This window comes from Skermanella rosea (assembly GCF_016806835.2).
Taxonomy (GTDB): domain Bacteria; phylum Pseudomonadota; class Alphaproteobacteria; order Azospirillales; family Azospirillaceae; genus Skermanella; species Skermanella rosea.
The window spans coordinates 131,354-147,140 of the sequence record NZ_CP086114.1 but is presented as its reverse complement, the minus strand read 5'-3'; the positions used below and the strand labels follow the sequence as shown (position 1 = coordinate 147,140).

General features: G+C 65.9%; 17 protein-coding genes. 4 read left to right on the top strand and 13 right to left on the bottom strand.

The window, feature by feature from the left end; genetic code table 11:
• Positions 1-5: 5 nt before the first annotated feature.
• Genes JL101_RS34310 through JL101_RS34290 form a run of 5 tightly spaced genes read right to left on the bottom strand, consistent with a single transcriptional unit; the run spans position 6 to position 4,409 of the window.
• Entirely contained in the window at positions 6-323 is a 318-nt protein-coding gene (locus tag JL101_RS34310; protein WP_202683862.1) for a cytochrome C oxidase subunit IV family protein, read from the bottom strand.
• A gap of 10 nt (positions 324-333) precedes the next feature.
• Entirely contained in the window at positions 334-1,053 is a 720-nt protein-coding gene (locus JL101_RS34305; RefSeq protein WP_203100902.1) for a heme-copper oxidase subunit III family protein, read from the bottom strand.
• A gap of 29 nt (positions 1,054-1,082) precedes the next feature.
• Positions 1,083-1,742 (bottom strand): cytochrome c oxidase subunit 3, encoded by a 660-nt coding sequence (locus JL101_RS34300; protein WP_203100911.1) that lies wholly within the window; start codon positions 1,740-1,742, stop codon positions 1,083-1,085.
• On the bottom strand, positions 1,739-3,526 hold the full coding sequence (locus JL101_RS34295; RefSeq protein WP_203100913.1) for a cytochrome c oxidase subunit I: 1,788 nt from the start codon (positions 3,524-3,526) through the stop codon (positions 1,739-1,741). Before JL101_RS34295 ends, JL101_RS34300 begins: the two co-directional genes overlap by 4 nt.
• Positions 3,527-3,572: 46 nt before the next feature.
• A complete protein-coding gene (locus tag JL101_RS34290; protein WP_203100915.1) occupies positions 3,573-4,409 on the bottom strand; it encodes a cytochrome c oxidase subunit II in 837 nt (278 codons plus the stop codon).
• A gap of 301 nt (positions 4,410-4,710) precedes the next feature.
• Here JL101_RS34290 and JL101_RS34285 point away from each other — a divergent pair, with 301 nt between their 5' ends.
• Positions 4,711-5,577 (top strand): DUF2189 domain-containing protein, encoded by an 867-nt coding sequence (locus JL101_RS34285; protein ID WP_203100917.1) that lies wholly within the window; start codon positions 4,711-4,713, stop codon positions 5,575-5,577.
• A gap of 45 nt (positions 5,578-5,622) precedes the next feature.
• On the opposite strand, the gene JL101_RS34280 is transcribed toward JL101_RS34285, so the two are convergent.
• From JL101_RS34280 to coxB, 3 genes are all read right to left on the bottom strand, one after another.
• A complete protein-coding gene (locus JL101_RS34280) occupies positions 5,623-5,859 on the bottom strand; it encodes a hypothetical protein (protein WP_203100919.1) in 237 nt (78 codons plus the stop codon).
• A gap of 136 nt (positions 5,860-5,995) precedes the next feature.
• Positions 5,996-7,546: a cytochrome c oxidase subunit I gene (ctaD, locus tag JL101_RS34275; protein WP_228435673.1), complete on the bottom strand. Its 1,551-nt coding sequence runs from the start codon at positions 7,544-7,546 to the stop codon at positions 5,996-5,998.
• A gap of 122 nt (positions 7,547-7,668) precedes the next feature.
• The gene (gene coxB, locus JL101_RS34270; RefSeq protein ID WP_203100923.1) at positions 7,669-8,583 is read right to left on the bottom strand and encodes a cytochrome c oxidase subunit II; all 915 of its coding nucleotides are present in this window, start codon (positions 8,581-8,583) and stop codon (positions 7,669-7,671) included.
• A gap of 353 nt (positions 8,584-8,936) precedes the next feature.
• On the opposite strand from coxB, the gene JL101_RS34265 reads away from it, so the two are divergent.
• The 3 genes from JL101_RS34265 to JL101_RS34255 all read left to right on the top strand — a co-directional run bounded on the left by JL101_RS34265 (position 8,937) and on the right by JL101_RS34255 (position 11,735).
• The gene (locus tag JL101_RS34265) at positions 8,937-9,902 is read left to right on the top strand and encodes a ParA family protein (RefSeq protein WP_228435669.1); all 966 of its coding nucleotides are present in this window, start codon (positions 8,937-8,939) and stop codon (positions 9,900-9,902) included.
• The gene (locus JL101_RS34260) at positions 9,889-10,785 is read left to right on the top strand and encodes a ParB/RepB/Spo0J family partition protein (RefSeq protein ID WP_203100927.1); all 897 of its coding nucleotides are present in this window, start codon (positions 9,889-9,891) and stop codon (positions 10,783-10,785) included. Before JL101_RS34265 ends, JL101_RS34260 begins: the two co-directional genes overlap by 14 nt.
• A 77-nt stretch (positions 10,786-10,862) precedes the next feature.
• Positions 10,863-11,735: a PCC domain-containing protein gene (locus JL101_RS34255; RefSeq protein ID WP_203100936.1), complete on the top strand. Its 873-nt coding sequence runs from the start codon at positions 10,863-10,865 to the stop codon at positions 11,733-11,735.
• Here JL101_RS34255 and JL101_RS34250 read toward each other — a convergent pair.
• Genes JL101_RS34250 through JL101_RS34230 form a run of 5 tightly spaced genes read right to left on the bottom strand, consistent with a single transcriptional unit; the run spans position 11,723 to position 15,785 of the window.
• Positions 11,723-12,238, bottom strand: a complete 516-nt coding sequence (locus tag JL101_RS34250) for a GNAT family N-acetyltransferase (RefSeq protein WP_203100938.1) — start codon at positions 12,236-12,238, stop codon at positions 11,723-11,725. The two genes, JL101_RS34255 and JL101_RS34250, sit on opposite strands and share 13 nt — an antisense overlap.
• A gap of 15 nt (positions 12,239-12,253) precedes the next feature.
• Positions 12,254-13,228 (bottom strand): GNAT family N-acetyltransferase, encoded by a 975-nt coding sequence (locus tag JL101_RS34245; RefSeq protein WP_203100939.1) that lies wholly within the window; start codon positions 13,226-13,228, stop codon positions 12,254-12,256.
• On the bottom strand, positions 13,225-14,256 hold the full coding sequence (locus JL101_RS34240; RefSeq protein ID WP_203100940.1) for a glycosyltransferase family 4 protein: 1,032 nt from the start codon (positions 14,254-14,256) through the stop codon (positions 13,225-13,227). Before JL101_RS34240 ends, JL101_RS34245 begins: the two co-directional genes overlap by 4 nt.
• Positions 14,247-15,050 (bottom strand): PIG-L deacetylase family protein, encoded by an 804-nt coding sequence (locus tag JL101_RS34235; protein WP_203100941.1) that lies wholly within the window; start codon positions 15,048-15,050, stop codon positions 14,247-14,249. The genes JL101_RS34240 and JL101_RS34235 overlap by 10 nt, the downstream gene beginning before the upstream one ends.
• A 9-nt stretch (positions 15,051-15,059) precedes the next feature.
• Positions 15,060-15,785 carry a sugar phosphate nucleotidyltransferase gene (locus JL101_RS34230; RefSeq protein WP_203100942.1) on the bottom strand — a complete coding sequence of 242 codons (726 nt, stop codon included), beginning with the start codon at positions 15,783-15,785 and terminating at the stop codon, positions 15,060-15,062.
• Between the last annotated feature and the right edge of the window lie 2 nt (positions 15,786-15,787).

Genomic DNA, 15,787 nt, shown 5'->3' with positions numbered 1-15,787 from the left:
GCGGCTCAGGAGCCGATCGACAGGACCCGCGTCAGCAGGACGTAATCGGACTCCAGGGCCATCAACGCCACCAGCACCAGCAGGACGAGGGGAGGCACCAGGACGACGCAGCGGAGCGCCAGCCTCTCCCACTGCAGGTGCATGAACACCGCGACGATCAGCCCGGCCTTCAGCAGCATGAAAACGATGATCAGCGTCCAGCGCAGATAGCCTTGGAGCTGGAAAAAATCCACAAGATAGGATAGTGTACTTAGGACGAACAGGAGTCCCCATACCTTGAGATAGGTCCCGACCGGATGTTGCTGGCCCTCGACGTGGCTCATGGCGTTCCTCTCACCACAGATAGAAGAAGGCGAAGATGAAGACCCAGACCAGATCGACGAAATGCCAGTACAGGCCGGCGATCTCGACGTTCTGGTAATTGCCCCGGCGCTCGTAGTCGCCGCGCCGGACCTTGAGGGCGACGATGGTCAAATAGATCACGCCGGCCGTGACGTGCAGGCCGTGGAACCCGGTGATCATGAAGAAGACCGACCCGAACTGCGCGGCGCCGAACGGATTGCTCCAGGGCCGGACGCCCTCGGCGATCAGCTTGGACCATTCGAAGGCCTGCATGCCGACGAAGGTGGCGCCCAGGGCCGCGGTCGCCAGCATCAGGGCCGCCGTCCTGGCGCGGTCGCGGCGGTAGGCGAAGTTGACCGCCATCGCCATGGTGCCGCTGCTGCTGATCAGCACGAAGGTCATGATGGCGATCAGGATCAAGGGTATGTGCACGCCGGCGATGGTCAGGGCGAACACCTCGCTGGCGTTCGGCCACGGCTCCGTGGTCGACATGCGCACCGACATGTAGGACGTCAGGAAGCAGCCGAAGACGAAGGTATCGCTGAGCAGGAAGAACCACATCATGGCCTTGCCCCAGGAAACGTCCCTGAAGGCCTTCCGGTCGGCGGACAGGTCGTCGACCATCCCCTGCCAGCCGGCGCCGTCCCCGGCGGTATCCGCCGCGGGAGCCACCCCGTGAGCCGCCGTGTAGGTGACTTGCTGATGCGCCATCCGCGGTTCCTCCCAAAGATCCTCCGGTCCTAATGCATGTGCCGCATCGGTTGGAGCACGGCGCCCGCCCCGCCGTTGTCCGCCAACAGCAGGCCGAACAGCGCCAGCCAGACGGCCAGCAGGAAGTGCCAGTAGAGCGTACAGAGCTCGATGCTGGGGCGGAGTTCATTGGTGCCGGCGGCGTGGCGGAACTTCAAGGCGGTCCGTCCCCAGGCGACCAGCCCGCCCAGCAGATGCAGCGCGTGCAAGGCCGACAGCAGGTAGAAGAAGGTATTGGCCGGGTTCGACGCCACGAAATAGCCAAGCGCATCGAGCTGCCGCCAGGCCACCAGTTGCCCGACCAGGAAAAGCGCTGCGAACAGCCCTCCGGCCAGCAGCCCCGTCCGGGCGGCATCGCGCCGCCCCTGGCGGATGGCGGCCCAGGACCATTGGAAGGCGGCGCTGCTCAGCACCAGGGCCAGGGTATTGAGCCAGAGCACCGGCGGCTCGGACAGGGGAACCCAGTCGCCGAACCCCATGCGCATCAGGTACGCGACCGTCAGCAGCAGGAACAGCACCGTCACGACCACCAGGAAGAAGATCAGGCCCAGCCTCGCGGTCGGTATCCGCAGCCTGCCGGATGGCGGAAACCGGCTGCCGCTGCCGTCTTCCAGCCAGGGCTTCGCCGCCAGCGCGCCGAACAGGCTCATCGGACTGCACCTCCCAGGCCCGACGGTGCCGCGGGCTTCCGGGCATCGACCGGTTCCCAGGGATGGTTCTGCGGCAGGAAGTCCTGCTCCGCGCCGGGCACGCTGTAATCATAGGCCCAGCGATAGACGACCGGCTGCCTCGGCCCCCAGTTGCCATGCCCCGGCGGCGTTTCCGGGGTCTGCCATTCAAGGGTGGTCGCCCGCCAGGGGTTGCCTCCCGCGGGCCTGCCCCGGACGGCGCTCCAGGCGAGATTGAACAGGAACAGCATCTGGGCGGCGCCCACGACCAGCGCCGCGACCGTGATGAAGGCGTTGAGACCGTGGGCGGAGTCCGGGATGAACTCGATCCCCTCGAAGTCGTAGTAGCGCCGCGGGATTCCCACGAATCCCAGGTAATGCATCGGGAAGAAGATCGCGTAGGTGCCGAGGAAGGTGATCCAGAAATGAAGCTTGCCCAGACCGTCGTTCAGCATGCGCCCGGTGATCTTCGGGTACCAGTGATAGATCGCGCCGAAGATGACCAGCACCGGCGCCACGCCCATGACCATGTGGAAATGCGCGACCACGAAATAGGTGTCCGACAAGGGCACGTCCACGACGACGTTGCCGAGGAACAGCCCGGACATGCCGCCGGACACGAAGGTCAGGACGAAGGCCAGCGAGAACAGCATCGGGACGGTCATGTGGATGTCGCCGCGCCACAGCGTCAGCACCCAGTTGTAGACCTTGATGGCGGTCGGCACGGCGATGATCAGGGTCGTGGTGGCGAAGAAGAAGCCGAAATACGGGTTCATGCCGCTGACATACATGTGGTGCGCCCAGACCACGAAGCTGAGCACGCCGATCGCCAGGATGGCCCAGACCATCATCCGGTAGCCGAAGATGTTCTTGCGCGCATGCGTGCTGATCAGGTCGGAGACGATGCCGAACCCGGGCAGCGCCACGATGTAGACCTCGGGATGGCCGAAGAACCAGAACAGGTGCTGGAACAGCAGCGGGCTGCCGCCGCCGTATTGGAGTTGTTCGCCCATCGACACGATGGTCGGCATGAAGAAGCTGGTCAGCAGGACCCGGTCGAGGAGCATCATCACGCCGCTGACGAACAGCGCCGGAAAAGCCAGCAGTCCCAGGATGGTCGCGACGAAGATTCCCCAGACGGTCAGCGGCAGCCGCATCATCGTCATGCCGCGGGTGCGCGCCTGAAGGACGGTGGTCACGTAGTTCAGCCCGCCCATGGTGAAGGCGACGACGAAGATCAGCAACGAGACCAGCATCAGGATGATGCCCCAGTCCCGTCCCGCGGTGCCGGGCAGGATCGCCTGGGGAGGATAGAGGGTCCACCCCGCCCCCGTCGGCCCGCCGGGCACGAAGAAGCTCGCGGCCAGGACGATGACGGCCAGCAGGTAGGTCCAGTAGCTGAGCATGTTGACGTAGGGGAAGACCATGTCCCGCGCGCCGATCATCAGCGGGATCAGGTAGTTCCCGAACCCGCCCAGGAACAGCGCGGTGAGCAGGTAGACCACCATGATCATCCCGTGCATGGTGACGTACTGGTAGTAGGCTTCCTGGTCGATGAAGCCGAGGGTGCCGGGAAAGCCGATCTGCATCCGCATCAGCCACGACAGCACCAGGGCCACCAGCCCGATCGCAATGGCCGTCAGGGAGTACTGGATGGCGATGACCTTATGGTCCTGGCTCCAGATATATCTCGTGAAGAAGCTCCGGGGCTCGGGGTGGTCGTGTTCCTCGTCGTGTCCGGTGTCGATAACAGCGGTTTGAGCCATTCCGCCCCTCCTCCGCTTCTCTTATGGTGCCTGTTCCCTGCCGCCGTTAAGGCGCTTCGGCGTTCTCCGCGAACTCGGTGCCGGCCCCCTGCCCCCTCCAGGTCTGGGCGAAGGTCGGGTTCTCTTCCAGCCACGGCCCGTGGGCGTCCGGTTCGACGACCACGACCGTGCCGCGCATGGCGGAGTGGCCGACGCCGCACAGTTCGGCGCACAGGATCTCGAACGTCCCGGTCCGGGTCGGCGTCAGCCAGAAATAGGTCACCATGCCCGGCACGAGATCCATCTTGGCCCGGAACTGCGGGACGTAGAAATCATGCAGCACGTCCACGGATCGGAGCAGCAGCTTGACCGGCCTGTCGACCGGCAGGCGAAGCTCGCCGCCCGCCACCAGCACGTCGTCCTGTCCATGGGGGTCGTCGGGATTGATGCCGAACGGGTTGTCGGCGTCGATGCGCCGGGCATCCACGGTGCCCAGGACGCCGTCCGTCCCCGGGAACCGGAAGTTCCAGCCCCACTGCTGGCCCAGGACCTCCACCGGAGTCGCCTCGTCGGGGACCGAGACATAGTCGTCCCAGACGATCAGGCCCGGCGCCAGCATGGCCGCGATGCCGACCGACGTCAGTCCGGTCAGCCACAATTCCAGCTTCTTGCTCTCCGGTTCGTAGGCGGCCGTCACCCCCTCCCGGTGGCGGAACCGGTAGCACGCGTAGGCCATGAACAGGACGAGGATGCAGAACACGATCCCGGTGATCAGGAACGTGATGATCAGGGTATCGTCGATCGTCCCCCAGTTCGACGCGAGCGGCGTGAACCACCACGGACTTACAAGACTGAAGACAACGGAACCGATCACCAATGCCGCAAGCACGATCGCCACAGCCATAGCCCGCTCGCCCCGCTTATTCTTGTTGGATAAGGACGGTTCTTCGGCGCCGGCCCAAAGGGCCGCTCAGGACACTGTCAGTTGATAGTTTCCATAATATACGGATCTGTATGCATTCGCAAGGATCTTGACAGGCGCTCGTCCTGCCCGATAGTTCGTGACCATTTGAGCAATGCCGCCATTGACGGATTGAGTACCCTCGCGAATATAATCGGAGTATGCTCCACCGAACGGTGGGTCGCGGCCTTCCGATACGGCCGGCTTGCGGCCCCTCGAACTTGTGGTTCGGGAGGATTAGAACATGACCATCCGAAATCCCGTCGAATGGGGAGCGGACCAGTTCAGGGAAGGAACGCACGCGGCCGGAACGGGAGGCCATGCGGCCTATGGAACGAAGGGGGAGTTGCACTCCCTGGTCCCGGGGATCTGCCGGATCGAGCCGCGGGACCTGCGGGAGGTCCTGGCAAAAGGCATCGAGGATTTCGGGGCCTACCGGACGGACGTCATCTTCCTCTGCATCATCTATCCGGTCGTCGGCCTCGTCCTGGCGCAGGTGGCGTTCGGCCGCGACATGTTCCAGCTGCTGTTTCCCCTGGCATCCGGATTCGCCCTGATCGGTCCCTTCGCCGCGATCGGGCTATATGAAATGAGCCGGCGCCGGGAGCAGGGCATCACGATCAACTGGGCCGACGCCTTCGGCGTCCTCCGCTCGCCGTCGTTCGGATCCATCCTGGCGCTCGGCCTGATCCTGGTCGCGATCTTCCTGCTGTGGCTGCTGAGCGCACAGGCGATCTATGCCGCCACCCTGGGTCCCGAGCCGCACGACACTTTCGGGTCTTTCCTGGAGGCGGTCCTCACGACCAGCGCCGGCTGGGCGATGATCGTTATCGGCGTGGGCGTGGGCTTCCTTTTCGCCGTGCTGGTGCTGGCGATCAGCGTCGTGTCGTTTCCGCTGTTGCTTGACCGGAAAGTGGGTGTCGCGACGGCGATCTATACGTCGGTCCGCGTCGCCGCCGCCAACCCGCGCGCCATGGCCGCGTGGGGCATGGTGATCGTGTGCGGCCTCGTGGTCGGCTCGATCCCGCTGTTCGTCGGTCTCGCCATCGTCATGCCGGTACTCGGCCACGCCACCTGGCACCTGTATCGGAAGACGGTCAAGAGCACCTGAGACCGTGACCGGAGCGCCGGCCCGTCCGACGACGGGCCCGGCATGTCAGCGGTCGTGATCGGCGAGAGTCTCGCGTTCCTCTATGTCCTCCCGGACGAAGCTCCAGAGGAAGACGAAGCACGCGAAGAAGCCGAGGGCCACGAGTGCCGACGCCTGCGTCCTGGTCTCGTTGTTGAGGCAGGCCGTCACGATGGTGCCGAGCAGGCTGACGGAGATCGCCAGGGTGTTCAAACCGAAGCGAATGCGCTTCAGGACGGCGGGAAAGGCAGGGGAGGTCTGCATCTGATTGGTTCACGCGATCAGTGGAACGGGTGCTGACCTCCATCCTGGGCAAAACTGGTTAATATTTAGGAACCGATTTTCGCAAGGCGGCGAGGCCCCGGGGAACGGGGCCTCGCACGGGTATCTGCCGGACTCCCTACTGGACCCGGGGAAGTTCGGTGAAGGCATGGAACGGCGGCGGGGAGGAAACCGTCCATTCCAGCGTGGTGGCACCGGGACCCCAGTAGTTGGCCCCTACCCTCGCCCCCCGGGTCAGCGTGTAGAAGACGCCGAACAGGAAGAACAGGTGTCCGATGCCGCTGATGTAGGAACCGTAGGAGGAGATCATGTTCCACGGCTCGAAAGCGTCGGGATAGTCGACGATGCGCCGCGGCATGCCGGCCGCTCCCAGGAAGTGCTGCGGGAAGAAGGTCAGGTTGGCGCCGACGAAGGTGACCCAGAAATGCGTCTGGCCGATCCATTCGGGATACTGCCGGCCCGACATCTTGCCGATCCAGTAATACCAGCCGGCGAAGATCGAGAACACCGCGCCCAGCGACAGCACATAGTGGAAATGGGCCACGACGTAGTAGGTGTCGTGCAGCGTCTGGTCGATGCTGCCGTTGGCCAGCACGACGCCGCTGACGCCGCCCAGGGTGAACAGGAAGATGAAGCCCAGGCAGAACAGCATCGGCGTCTTCAACTCGATCGATCCGCCCCACATGGTGGCGATCCAGGAGAAGATCTTGATGCCGGTCGGCACCGCGATGATCATCGTCGCGGCCGTGAAGTAGGCCTTGGTGTCGACGTCCAGCCCGACCGAGAACATGTGATGGGCCCACACGACGAATCCCACGACGCCGATCGCGACCATGGCATAGGCCATGCCGAGATAGCCGAAGATCGGCTTCTTCGAGAAGGTCGAGATGACGTGGCTGATGATGCCGAAGCCCGGCAGGATCATGATGTAGACTTCGGGGTGGCCGAAGAACCAGAACAGGTGCTGGAACAGCACCGGGTCGCCGCCGCCGGCCGGGTCGAAGAAGGTGGTGCCGAAGTTGCGGTCGGTCAGCAGCATGGTGATGGCGCCGCCCAGGACGGGGACGGCCAGCAGCAGCAGGAACGCGGTGACCAGCATGCCCCAGGCGAACAGCGGCATCTTGTGCAGCGTCATGCCGGGGGCGCGCATGTTGAAGATGGTGGTGATGAAGTTGATGGCGCCCAGGATCGACGAGGCGCCGGCCAGGTGCAGGGCGAAGATCGCCATGTCGACCGACGGCCCGGGATGCCCGACGGCGGAGCTGAGCGGCGGGTAGATGGTCCAGCCCGTCCCCGCCCCGGTGCCGACGAAGGCGGATCCCAGCAGCAGCAGGAAGGCCGGCACCAGCAGCCAGAAGCTGATGTTGTTCAGCCTGGGGAAGGCCATGTCGGGCGCGCCGATCATGAGCGGCACGAACCAGTTGCCGAAGCCGCCGATCAGCGCCGGCATGACCACGAAGAACACCATGATCAGCCCGTGGGCCGTGATGATGACGTTCCACATCTGGCCGTCGGTGATGAATTGAGTTCCCGGAGCCTGGAGCTCGGCTCGCATGATGATCGAGAAGATCAGCCCGAAGAACACCGCCACCAGGGAGAAAACCAGGTAAAGGGTTCCGATATCCTTGTGGTTCGTGGAGAGGAACCAGCGGGAGAAGAACCCCGGCATATGGTGATCGTGGGCATGGTCGTCGTGATGCCCGTGGGCACCCCCATGCGACTGCACTCCGGTGTCGTAGACGGCCGGGCCCTTGACCGGGTCGTGGTCGGAATGGCCTGTCACTCTGTCGGTCATGGCGTCTCGGCTCCCAGGGTAGCGGCCGGAGTTTCGGCGAGTTGGCGTGGTGACGGCGGCTCCGCGGCGGCGAATTCCTCCTTGGCTTTCTCCACCCATTCGGCGAAGCGCTCCTTGGAAACCGCATCGACGACGATCGGCATGACCGCATGCCCGGTCCCGCAGATCTCCCGGCACTGGCCGTAGATCCGGCCTTCCCGGACGATCCGGATGTTTATCTCGTTCAGGCGGCCGGGAATGGCGTCCCGGGTGAAGCCGAGGGAGGGTACGCCCCAGGAGTGGATCACGTCCTCGGAAGTGATCTGCAGCCGGATGTTGGTATCGACCGGCAGGACGATGGGAGTGTCCACGTCCAGGATCCGGCGGCCGTCGGGCTGGATGTCCTCGTCGGGGACCTGGTAGCTGGAAATCGAGAAGCCGCCCTGGTCCGGATACTGGTATTCCCAGAACCACTGATGGCCGACCACCTTGACCGTCAGGTCCGCATCCTCGACATTGTCCAGGAAATAGAGCAGGCGGAACGACGGGATGGCGATCACCACCAGGATCACGACGGGAAGGACGGTCCAGGCGACCTCCAGCACGGTGTTGTGCGACGTCCGCGAGGGCGTCGGATTGCTCTTGGCGTTGAACCGGATGACGACGTAAGCCAGGAGCAACAGCACCAGCGCGCAGATCGCGAACATGATGACGAACAGCAACCCGTGGAAATCGGAGAGCTGCTCGGCGATCGGCGTGACCGGGGTCGGATGCCAGACCTGCCAGGGCTCCGGTCCGATCTCGGGCAGGCCGCTCGCGGGTCCCGGCACGGGGGATTCCGGCGGCGCTTGCGCCATGACGTCACCGGTCATGCTGGCACAGCCCGTGAAGGTGGCTGCGGCCAAGCCGAAGATAGTCTTTCGATCGGGCATCCCAAATGGCTCCTGAACGCGTCCGGCGGGTACAAAGTCAGTCGGTGTCCCGAACAGGCATCCGGCAGGGTCGTTCTGCTGAACCAAGGGGTAGACACCCTTCGGACAGGCGGAGCTGCACCGGCAGGCCGATTGGTCTATGCCTTTGCCGTGATCTCCGGTCGGTGATGCGGGAATGTGACATCGGCCCTGCCCTCTTCACCAATGCGTCAACTCGGCTTTGTCCTGTTGCGTCAACTGTGTAATGTGGTCCGGCACCGCAATCCAAGACGGCGAAGACCCTATTCGACGTCGAATACCGGAGAGCTTCGATGATCGGCCCAGAACTCAAGACCCTGCGTGAAGGTCGTGGCATGGACCAGCGCACATTCGCCGACCACCTCAACGGCCAGCTTGGGCGCAGCTACGACAAGGCGCGGATCTCCCGCTGGGAGTCGGGGGCGGAGCGGATCCCTTCGCAGGTGGCCAAGTTCGTCGCGGCCGAAATGGCCCCGAAGACGCTTCGGCCGAGGCGCAGCGTCGTCGTCGCGGTCGCCAACCAGAAGGGCGGTGTCGGCAAGACCAGCTCGGCGGTGAACCTCGCCTTCCTTCTCGCCAATGTCGGACTGAGGACCGTGCTGGTCGACAGCGATCCGCAGGCGAGCGCCACCGCTCACCTGGGCATCGACCAGGCGGAAGCCCATGCCGCAGGCAAGACCCTCTACCCTGTCCTGCGGCAGGAAAAGCCCATCGGCGATGTCGTGGTTCCGGTCTGCGAAGGCTTGTTCGACCTCGTACCCTCCACCATCGCCCTGGCGAACGTCGATATCGAACTGGCCTCCGATCCGGTGAACGGCGGACCGCTGGCGATGCGCGACCGGCTTTCGCCCCTGAGGGAGACGTATGACGCCATCCTGATCGACTGCGGCCCTACCCTGTCGATGCTGACGGTCAATGCGCTGAACGCGGCGGACCAGCTTCTGGTCCCGGTGCAGACGGAAACGCTGGCCGGCCTGGGTGTCTCGATGCTGCTGGAAACGGCGAACAAGCTGCGCCGCCGCAGCAACCCGAACTTGCAGATCCTTGGCATTCTGCCGACCATGTATACGCCGCGCAATGCCGCCGAGAAGATGACCCTGGACGAACTGCATGAGCTTTTCGGGCAGGTGATCCGGATCTTCGACCCGATCCCCCGGACCACCAAGTTCACTCAATCGGCCCGCGCCCAACTGCCTCTGCTCAAGGCCGCTCCCAACGCCCCCGGGGCCGAGGTCTACCACGAGATCGCCCGGACCCTGATCAACTACGTGACTGCGGAGGATGGGCATGTCGCTGCTTAAGAAGGCCCAGAAAGGCCCCTCCATGATGAGCAAGGCGGCGGCCCAGGTGCAGAACGACGTCCTGTTCGGAACCAGCGCCAACTTCCCGCGCGTCGTCGAGGTGGACCTGACGTCGGTCACGCCCAACCCCGACCAGCCCCGCAAGCATTTCGACGAGGAGGAACTGCGGAGCCTCGCGGACTCCATCGAGCGGATGGGCCTGAAGCAGCCCATCCTGGTCAAGCAGGTTCCCGGCGGGAAGTACATCATCGCGGCCGGGGAGCGGCGTTTCCGCGCTCACCAACTCCTGGGACGCGACACCATCTTCGCCATCATCACCGACGGCGACCTTGACGAGATCGCGCTGATCGAAAACCTTCAGCGCGCCGATCTCGATGCCATGGAGGAGGCCAGGGCCTTCGCGCGCCTTCTGGAGCGGCACAGCTACACCCACGAGGAGCTCGGCCGGATCGTGTCCAGGAGCCAGGGCGAAATCGCCCGGACCCTCGCGACGCTGAAACTTCCCGAGGCGATGCTGCAGGAATATCCGGCTTTCCGGAAATCGATCTCGAAATCGATCCTCCAGGAACTGGCCTTCATCGATGACGCCGAACTCCGCATGCAGCTCTGGGAAGAAGCCAAGACCGGAAAGCTGACCATCCGGGGCCTTCGCGAAACGAAGAAGAACCCGGACATTGCAAAGGCCCGCGCGCGGGGCGGGAAGGCTGCCGACGCGCCGGCGGGCGACGGCGTTTCCAGGCTTCTCGCCAGCATCAACAGGAGCGTCAAGCGGACCAGCGGCGACGTGTCGGCATTGAAGCCGCACAAAGCCGTGCTGGACGACGAGCAGCGGGCGGCACTGCGCAGGCTTCGCGATCTCCTGAACGAGTTGGTCGGCGACTGAGGCTGAACCGGAGCCGGGCAGGGCGTCATTCGACGTCGAATAACGGGTCCCATCCTCAAGGCGGAGCTGTACGAACCATGTCATCCCACGCCGCACCTCCCAGGCGCAAACTTGCCCAGCCCGGTCCCGCCTCGCCCGACCGTCTGGAGAGCCGGGCGGGCACCGCCAGGATGCTGGACTTCACGTTGGAGCCCGGCCTCACCATCAACGAGGCCGTGACACGGCCTCTCCTCCAGGCCGGGATCGCCGGCGGCGTGGTCGAGATCGAGGGCGGCGCGCTTGGACCCTTCACCTACGTCCTGCCGGCCTCCTCACCGGACCGGGATCATGCCGCCTTCTACAGCCGCTTCTACAGGATCGACACCCCGTCCCTGCTCGACCGCGCCAGTATCAGCGCCGGCTGGCGGGACGGTGCTCCCTTCATACATTGTCACGGCGTCTGGACGGAGCCGGACGGGTCCCGCCGTGCGGGCCACGTCATCCCGTCCGAGACCGTCATCGCGGCTCCCGTCCGGGCCAGTGCCTGGGGACTGACCGACGCGACCTTCGTGGCGGAGGCGGATCCGGAAACCAACTTCACCCTGTTTCGTCCGATGGAAAGCGCCATCGGCACGAATGAAGTCGGTGCATCCGGCATCCTCGCCCGCGTCCGCCCGAACGAGGATGTCTGCGAAGCGGTCGAAGCCCTGTGCGCCCGCCATGGACTGACCTCTGCCACCGTACGGGGGATCGGCAGTCTGGTCGGAGCGGAGTTCACGGACGGACGAACCGTCCGATCCTATGCGAGCGAGGTCCTGATCACCCGGGGCCGGGTTGAACCGGACGAACGGTCCCGACCATCGGCCACACTCGACATCGCCATGGTGGACATGGACGGAATCATCCATGAAGGGAGGCTGGTGCGGGGCCGCAACTCCGTCTGCATCACCTTCGAAATCTATCTGGAGTGAGCGCCGACTTCCTTCCGGAATATCCACTCGTCCAGCGGCACGATCATCGGCACGCCCCCGGGCGTCGTGTAGCTGTAGCTTTCCGACAGGGTCCCGACGAAACGGTATCCCAGCCTCTCGTAAAAGCGCCGGGCCATCGCGTTATGGCGCTCCACGCCGACTTCGGCCCACGGAACGGCCCGGCTCCGGATATGCCGCTCGGCGGCCCCGACCAGCCGGGCACCGATGCCCGTCCGCTGGAACGGCGGCATTACCCGCACCGCCCAGAGAAGGGCGCAGCCCTCCTCCGGTTTCCGGGCATAATCGATCCAGACCTGGCCGACGGGAAAGCCGTTGGCATCGGCCACCAGCATCGCGGTTTCCCCGGATGCCTGACGGTCGAAAGCTTGGCGGATGATCTCCCGATGTTCGGTGAACATGCCGAACCACTCGAGATTCGGCAGGTCCGCCTCGGTACAGGACCGGATCGTGATCCGGACCGGCATCGTGAAGCTGTCGGTCACGGTATTCTCCACTCCTCACGCTTCGTGACGAAGCAGGCGCCCCCGGGTAATCCTGTCCGCCGCGCCCCAGCGGTATTTGTAGGCTTCCGTCCCGCGCAGGAAATCGAACTCGGAGGCACCCTCGGAGGTGGCCGCCTGGATCGCATGCCCGACGATCAGGGTGCCCAGGCCAAGCTCGCCCAGGTCGGGGTCGAACCCGCTCAGATAATAGCAGCACCGACCCTTGGCCTGCATCCCGTACCATACCGCGACCACCTGTCCGTCGAGGTGGATCGCGTGGAGCCGCAGCAGGCCGGCGGACGCGAGGGCAGGTGCTGCATCGCGGTGGAACCGCTCTACCGTGGCATCGGCCAGAACGCCGGACTCCCCCTTCGTCGTCCAGCGCGCCCCGTGCAGCCGGATCAGGCTGTCGAGCAGCGGCGCGACCCGCCCGGGGCCGGCGGTCTCGAACCGAAGACTTCCGGCCCGCTCGGCGCGACGGTGATAGTAGCGAAGGTTCTGCTCCATGCGGCGGGGCAGGGTGGCCGGCAACGTCAGGATCGGGCAGGGCTCTTCGGTCCTGCCCTGCCCGGTCCAACCCGCCGGAGCGGCGATGTCGGCCAGAACCGAGCCGGGGGCGAGCTGCGGCAGATCGAGGACACGCCACGGCGCCAGCCGGCCGAGCAGCGCCGTCACCTCCGCCGGGCCAACGCCGGGAGCGAACAAGCCGTCCAGATAGTCCGTGTTGCCGGCTCCCAGCGGCAGCAGGCGAGGTTCGGGCGGACCCTGGTAATGGAACAGGGGAAGCAGGCCGCACAGGCGACCGGACCGGCGCAGGGTGACGACGACGAGATCGCCGTCCCGGAAATGGCGGCGCCACGGCATCAGCCAGGCGGGGGACTGGAACGGGCCGGCTCCGGGGCAGGCCGACCACAGGTCCCACCATTCCGGCTCCAGCTCGACCAAATCACTATCGATATCGATAATAGAGATATCCGGCAGGGCGGTCATGCGGCCACTTGTCGGTAAAGGTCGAAATATCGCGCGGCCATGTCTTCCAGGTCGAAACGCTCGCGAGCGGCCGCACGGCAGTCCTCCGCGGAAAGTCCTGACGCCGCCCGGATCGCCCCTGCCATCTCCCGCTCGTCGGCCGCCAGGAAGCCGGTCCGCCCGTGCTCGACGATCTCGGGCAGCGCTCCGGCCGGGAAGGCGACCACCGGCGTTCCGCAGGCAAGCGCCTCCATCGCCACCAGCGAACTGGTCTCGGGAGCCAGGCTGGGCACCACCAGACACCGGGCCGCCGTCAGCAGGCGCCGCTTCCGCTCGAATCCGACCGGCCCGATGAAGCGCCGGGACCGGTCCAGGCGCGGTTCGATCTCCGTTCGGAAATAGTCCTCGTGCGCCGGATAGGGGAAGACCTCTCCCGCCAGCAGGAGGGGGGATCCCGCCAGCTTGGCCGCGTCGAGCGCATGGTGAAAGCCCTTCTCGGGGCAGATCCGGCCGAGGCACAGGGCGAAGTCGCGCTTGGCGTGGCAGGCCGCCAGCGCCTCCACCGGCACGCCGTTCGGGACCGGCGGCAGCACGGGCGCTCCCGGAGGAAACCGCGCATGCTGGGACTGCGAGACGCCGTGAAGATATGTGCGCGGACGGGCGGGGCGAAGGGCGTCTTCCGGATACCAGTCCGGCGGCAGATGGACGGTGACCAGCGCCGGGACTCCCGGGGGAGGCAGGTAGCGGTCGAAATCGATGCCGTGGAGATGGACCAGGTCCACCGCATCGTCCCGCAGCGCCGCCTCGATGGCCCTGCGCTGGCGGCCGTGTATCGCCGCCCGGGTATCCTCATCGATGGGACCGGGAGCGGCGGGAACCGGGAAAAGGTCGCCGGCCACCTTCGAGCCCTCCCGGGCGACGACCAGGGAGCGGTGGCCCGCACGGACCAGCGCCCTGTCGAGATGGCTCAACACCTGCTCGGCGCCGCCGACCGAGTCCGGGCCGACCGGGGCGAAAGGGTAGGCGACGCTGAGAACCGTCAGCGGCATGCGTTCATCCCGAGTTCGTCCAGGGCCTGCGCCGCCAGCTCCCTCCAGCGCTCACCCCGCATGCCCCAGTCGAACCTGTCGTACCAAAGGGTGCCGGGGTGGGGAGGGGCCGTGAAGTCGTATCGCGGGGCCGGACGGAACCGCTCGACATCGACCGTGAAAGGCGCCAGCACCGCCGCCTGGGTGGCATGGCAGTCCAGCATGCGCCGCTTCAGTGACTGTTGCGCTTCGGACAGGGGCAGGACCATCTCTTCGCCGGTGCCGTCGGCGGGGGAGGGGAGCGGGAGGAATCTCTGGGTCACCAGTTCCCCGTCCGGCCCGGCATGGTACGAACCCATCTCCAGGATACGGATCTCTTCCCCCTCGCGGCGCGGCAGCAGCAGGCGGGCTGCGGCATGAACCGCGAAGGCGGTGGCGTCGTGGTCGGGGTGTCCGCCCTCGTAGGGGTGGGTCAAAACCAGCTGGATCCTGTGCTCCGAGAACCAGCCGGCGAGCCGCCGCGCCGTCGCGGCGAGATGCAGCGAGGCCTCCTGATCGGCCAGGCCGAAGCATTGCATCCGGTCGGGCGTGACGCCCGCCAGGGCCATGGCACGTTCCAGCTCCCGGCGCCGCGCCCCGGCATAGGCTTCGCGGGTCTGGAAGCCGTGGCGGTGGGCGTCCGACATGTCGTGCGGCGCGCCGTCGGTGACGTGGATCAGCCGGACCGACGGGAGCAGGCCCAGATGGCCCCCGATTCCGATCACCTCGTCATCGGGATGGGCGACGACCACGGCGACGGCGTCATCCGGGAACATGCAAGCCCCTTATCCCTGTCCGCGCAGGAGGCCGATGGCCTCCCGGTAGCCGTGGATCGTCCCGACATCCACATAGGACCGGCCGGCGCGGACGCCGACCGCCTCGCCGCCCTGGGCGAGCCAGGCATTGACCAGGGTCCCGATATACTCGTCGCTCCGACCCCGCGCGCACCACAGCGCGTGGAGGTCGCGCAGGACCGTGCCGGGCATCTTGAAGGCGCCCCAGATCCAGGGGGACTCCGCATTGGGTCGCTTGACCTGGATCTCCAGCACCCGATCCTTCCCGTCGGTGATGACGGCATCGAAGAACTCCGGCCGCTCGACCGGGAACAGCAGGAAGGACAGCCGGTCGTCCGGCAGGGCTTTCAGGGCATCCTCGGGGAACCAGACCGTGTCGGGCAGCCCGACGATCACCGGTTCCGAGGGGTGGACGAAGGGAACCGCCCGGAACACGGCGTCGCACAACCCGCCGGGACGGGGCTGGACCACATAGGTCATGGCGGCGTCGCCGAACCGGTCGCCGTAGTATTGCAGGATGTCGCATTTGCCCGGCGCGATCACGAAGGCGATCTTGTCCGCCCCGCCGCGCACCATCCGCTCGACCAGGTACTCGCTGACCGCCCGCGGGCGCTCCACCCCCTCGTCGAACCGGCTGCCGACCGGCAGCAGTTCCTTGGAGAAGGCCAGCGGTTGGATGCGGGTACCGCTGCCGGCGGCGGGAATGATGCCCCACATGG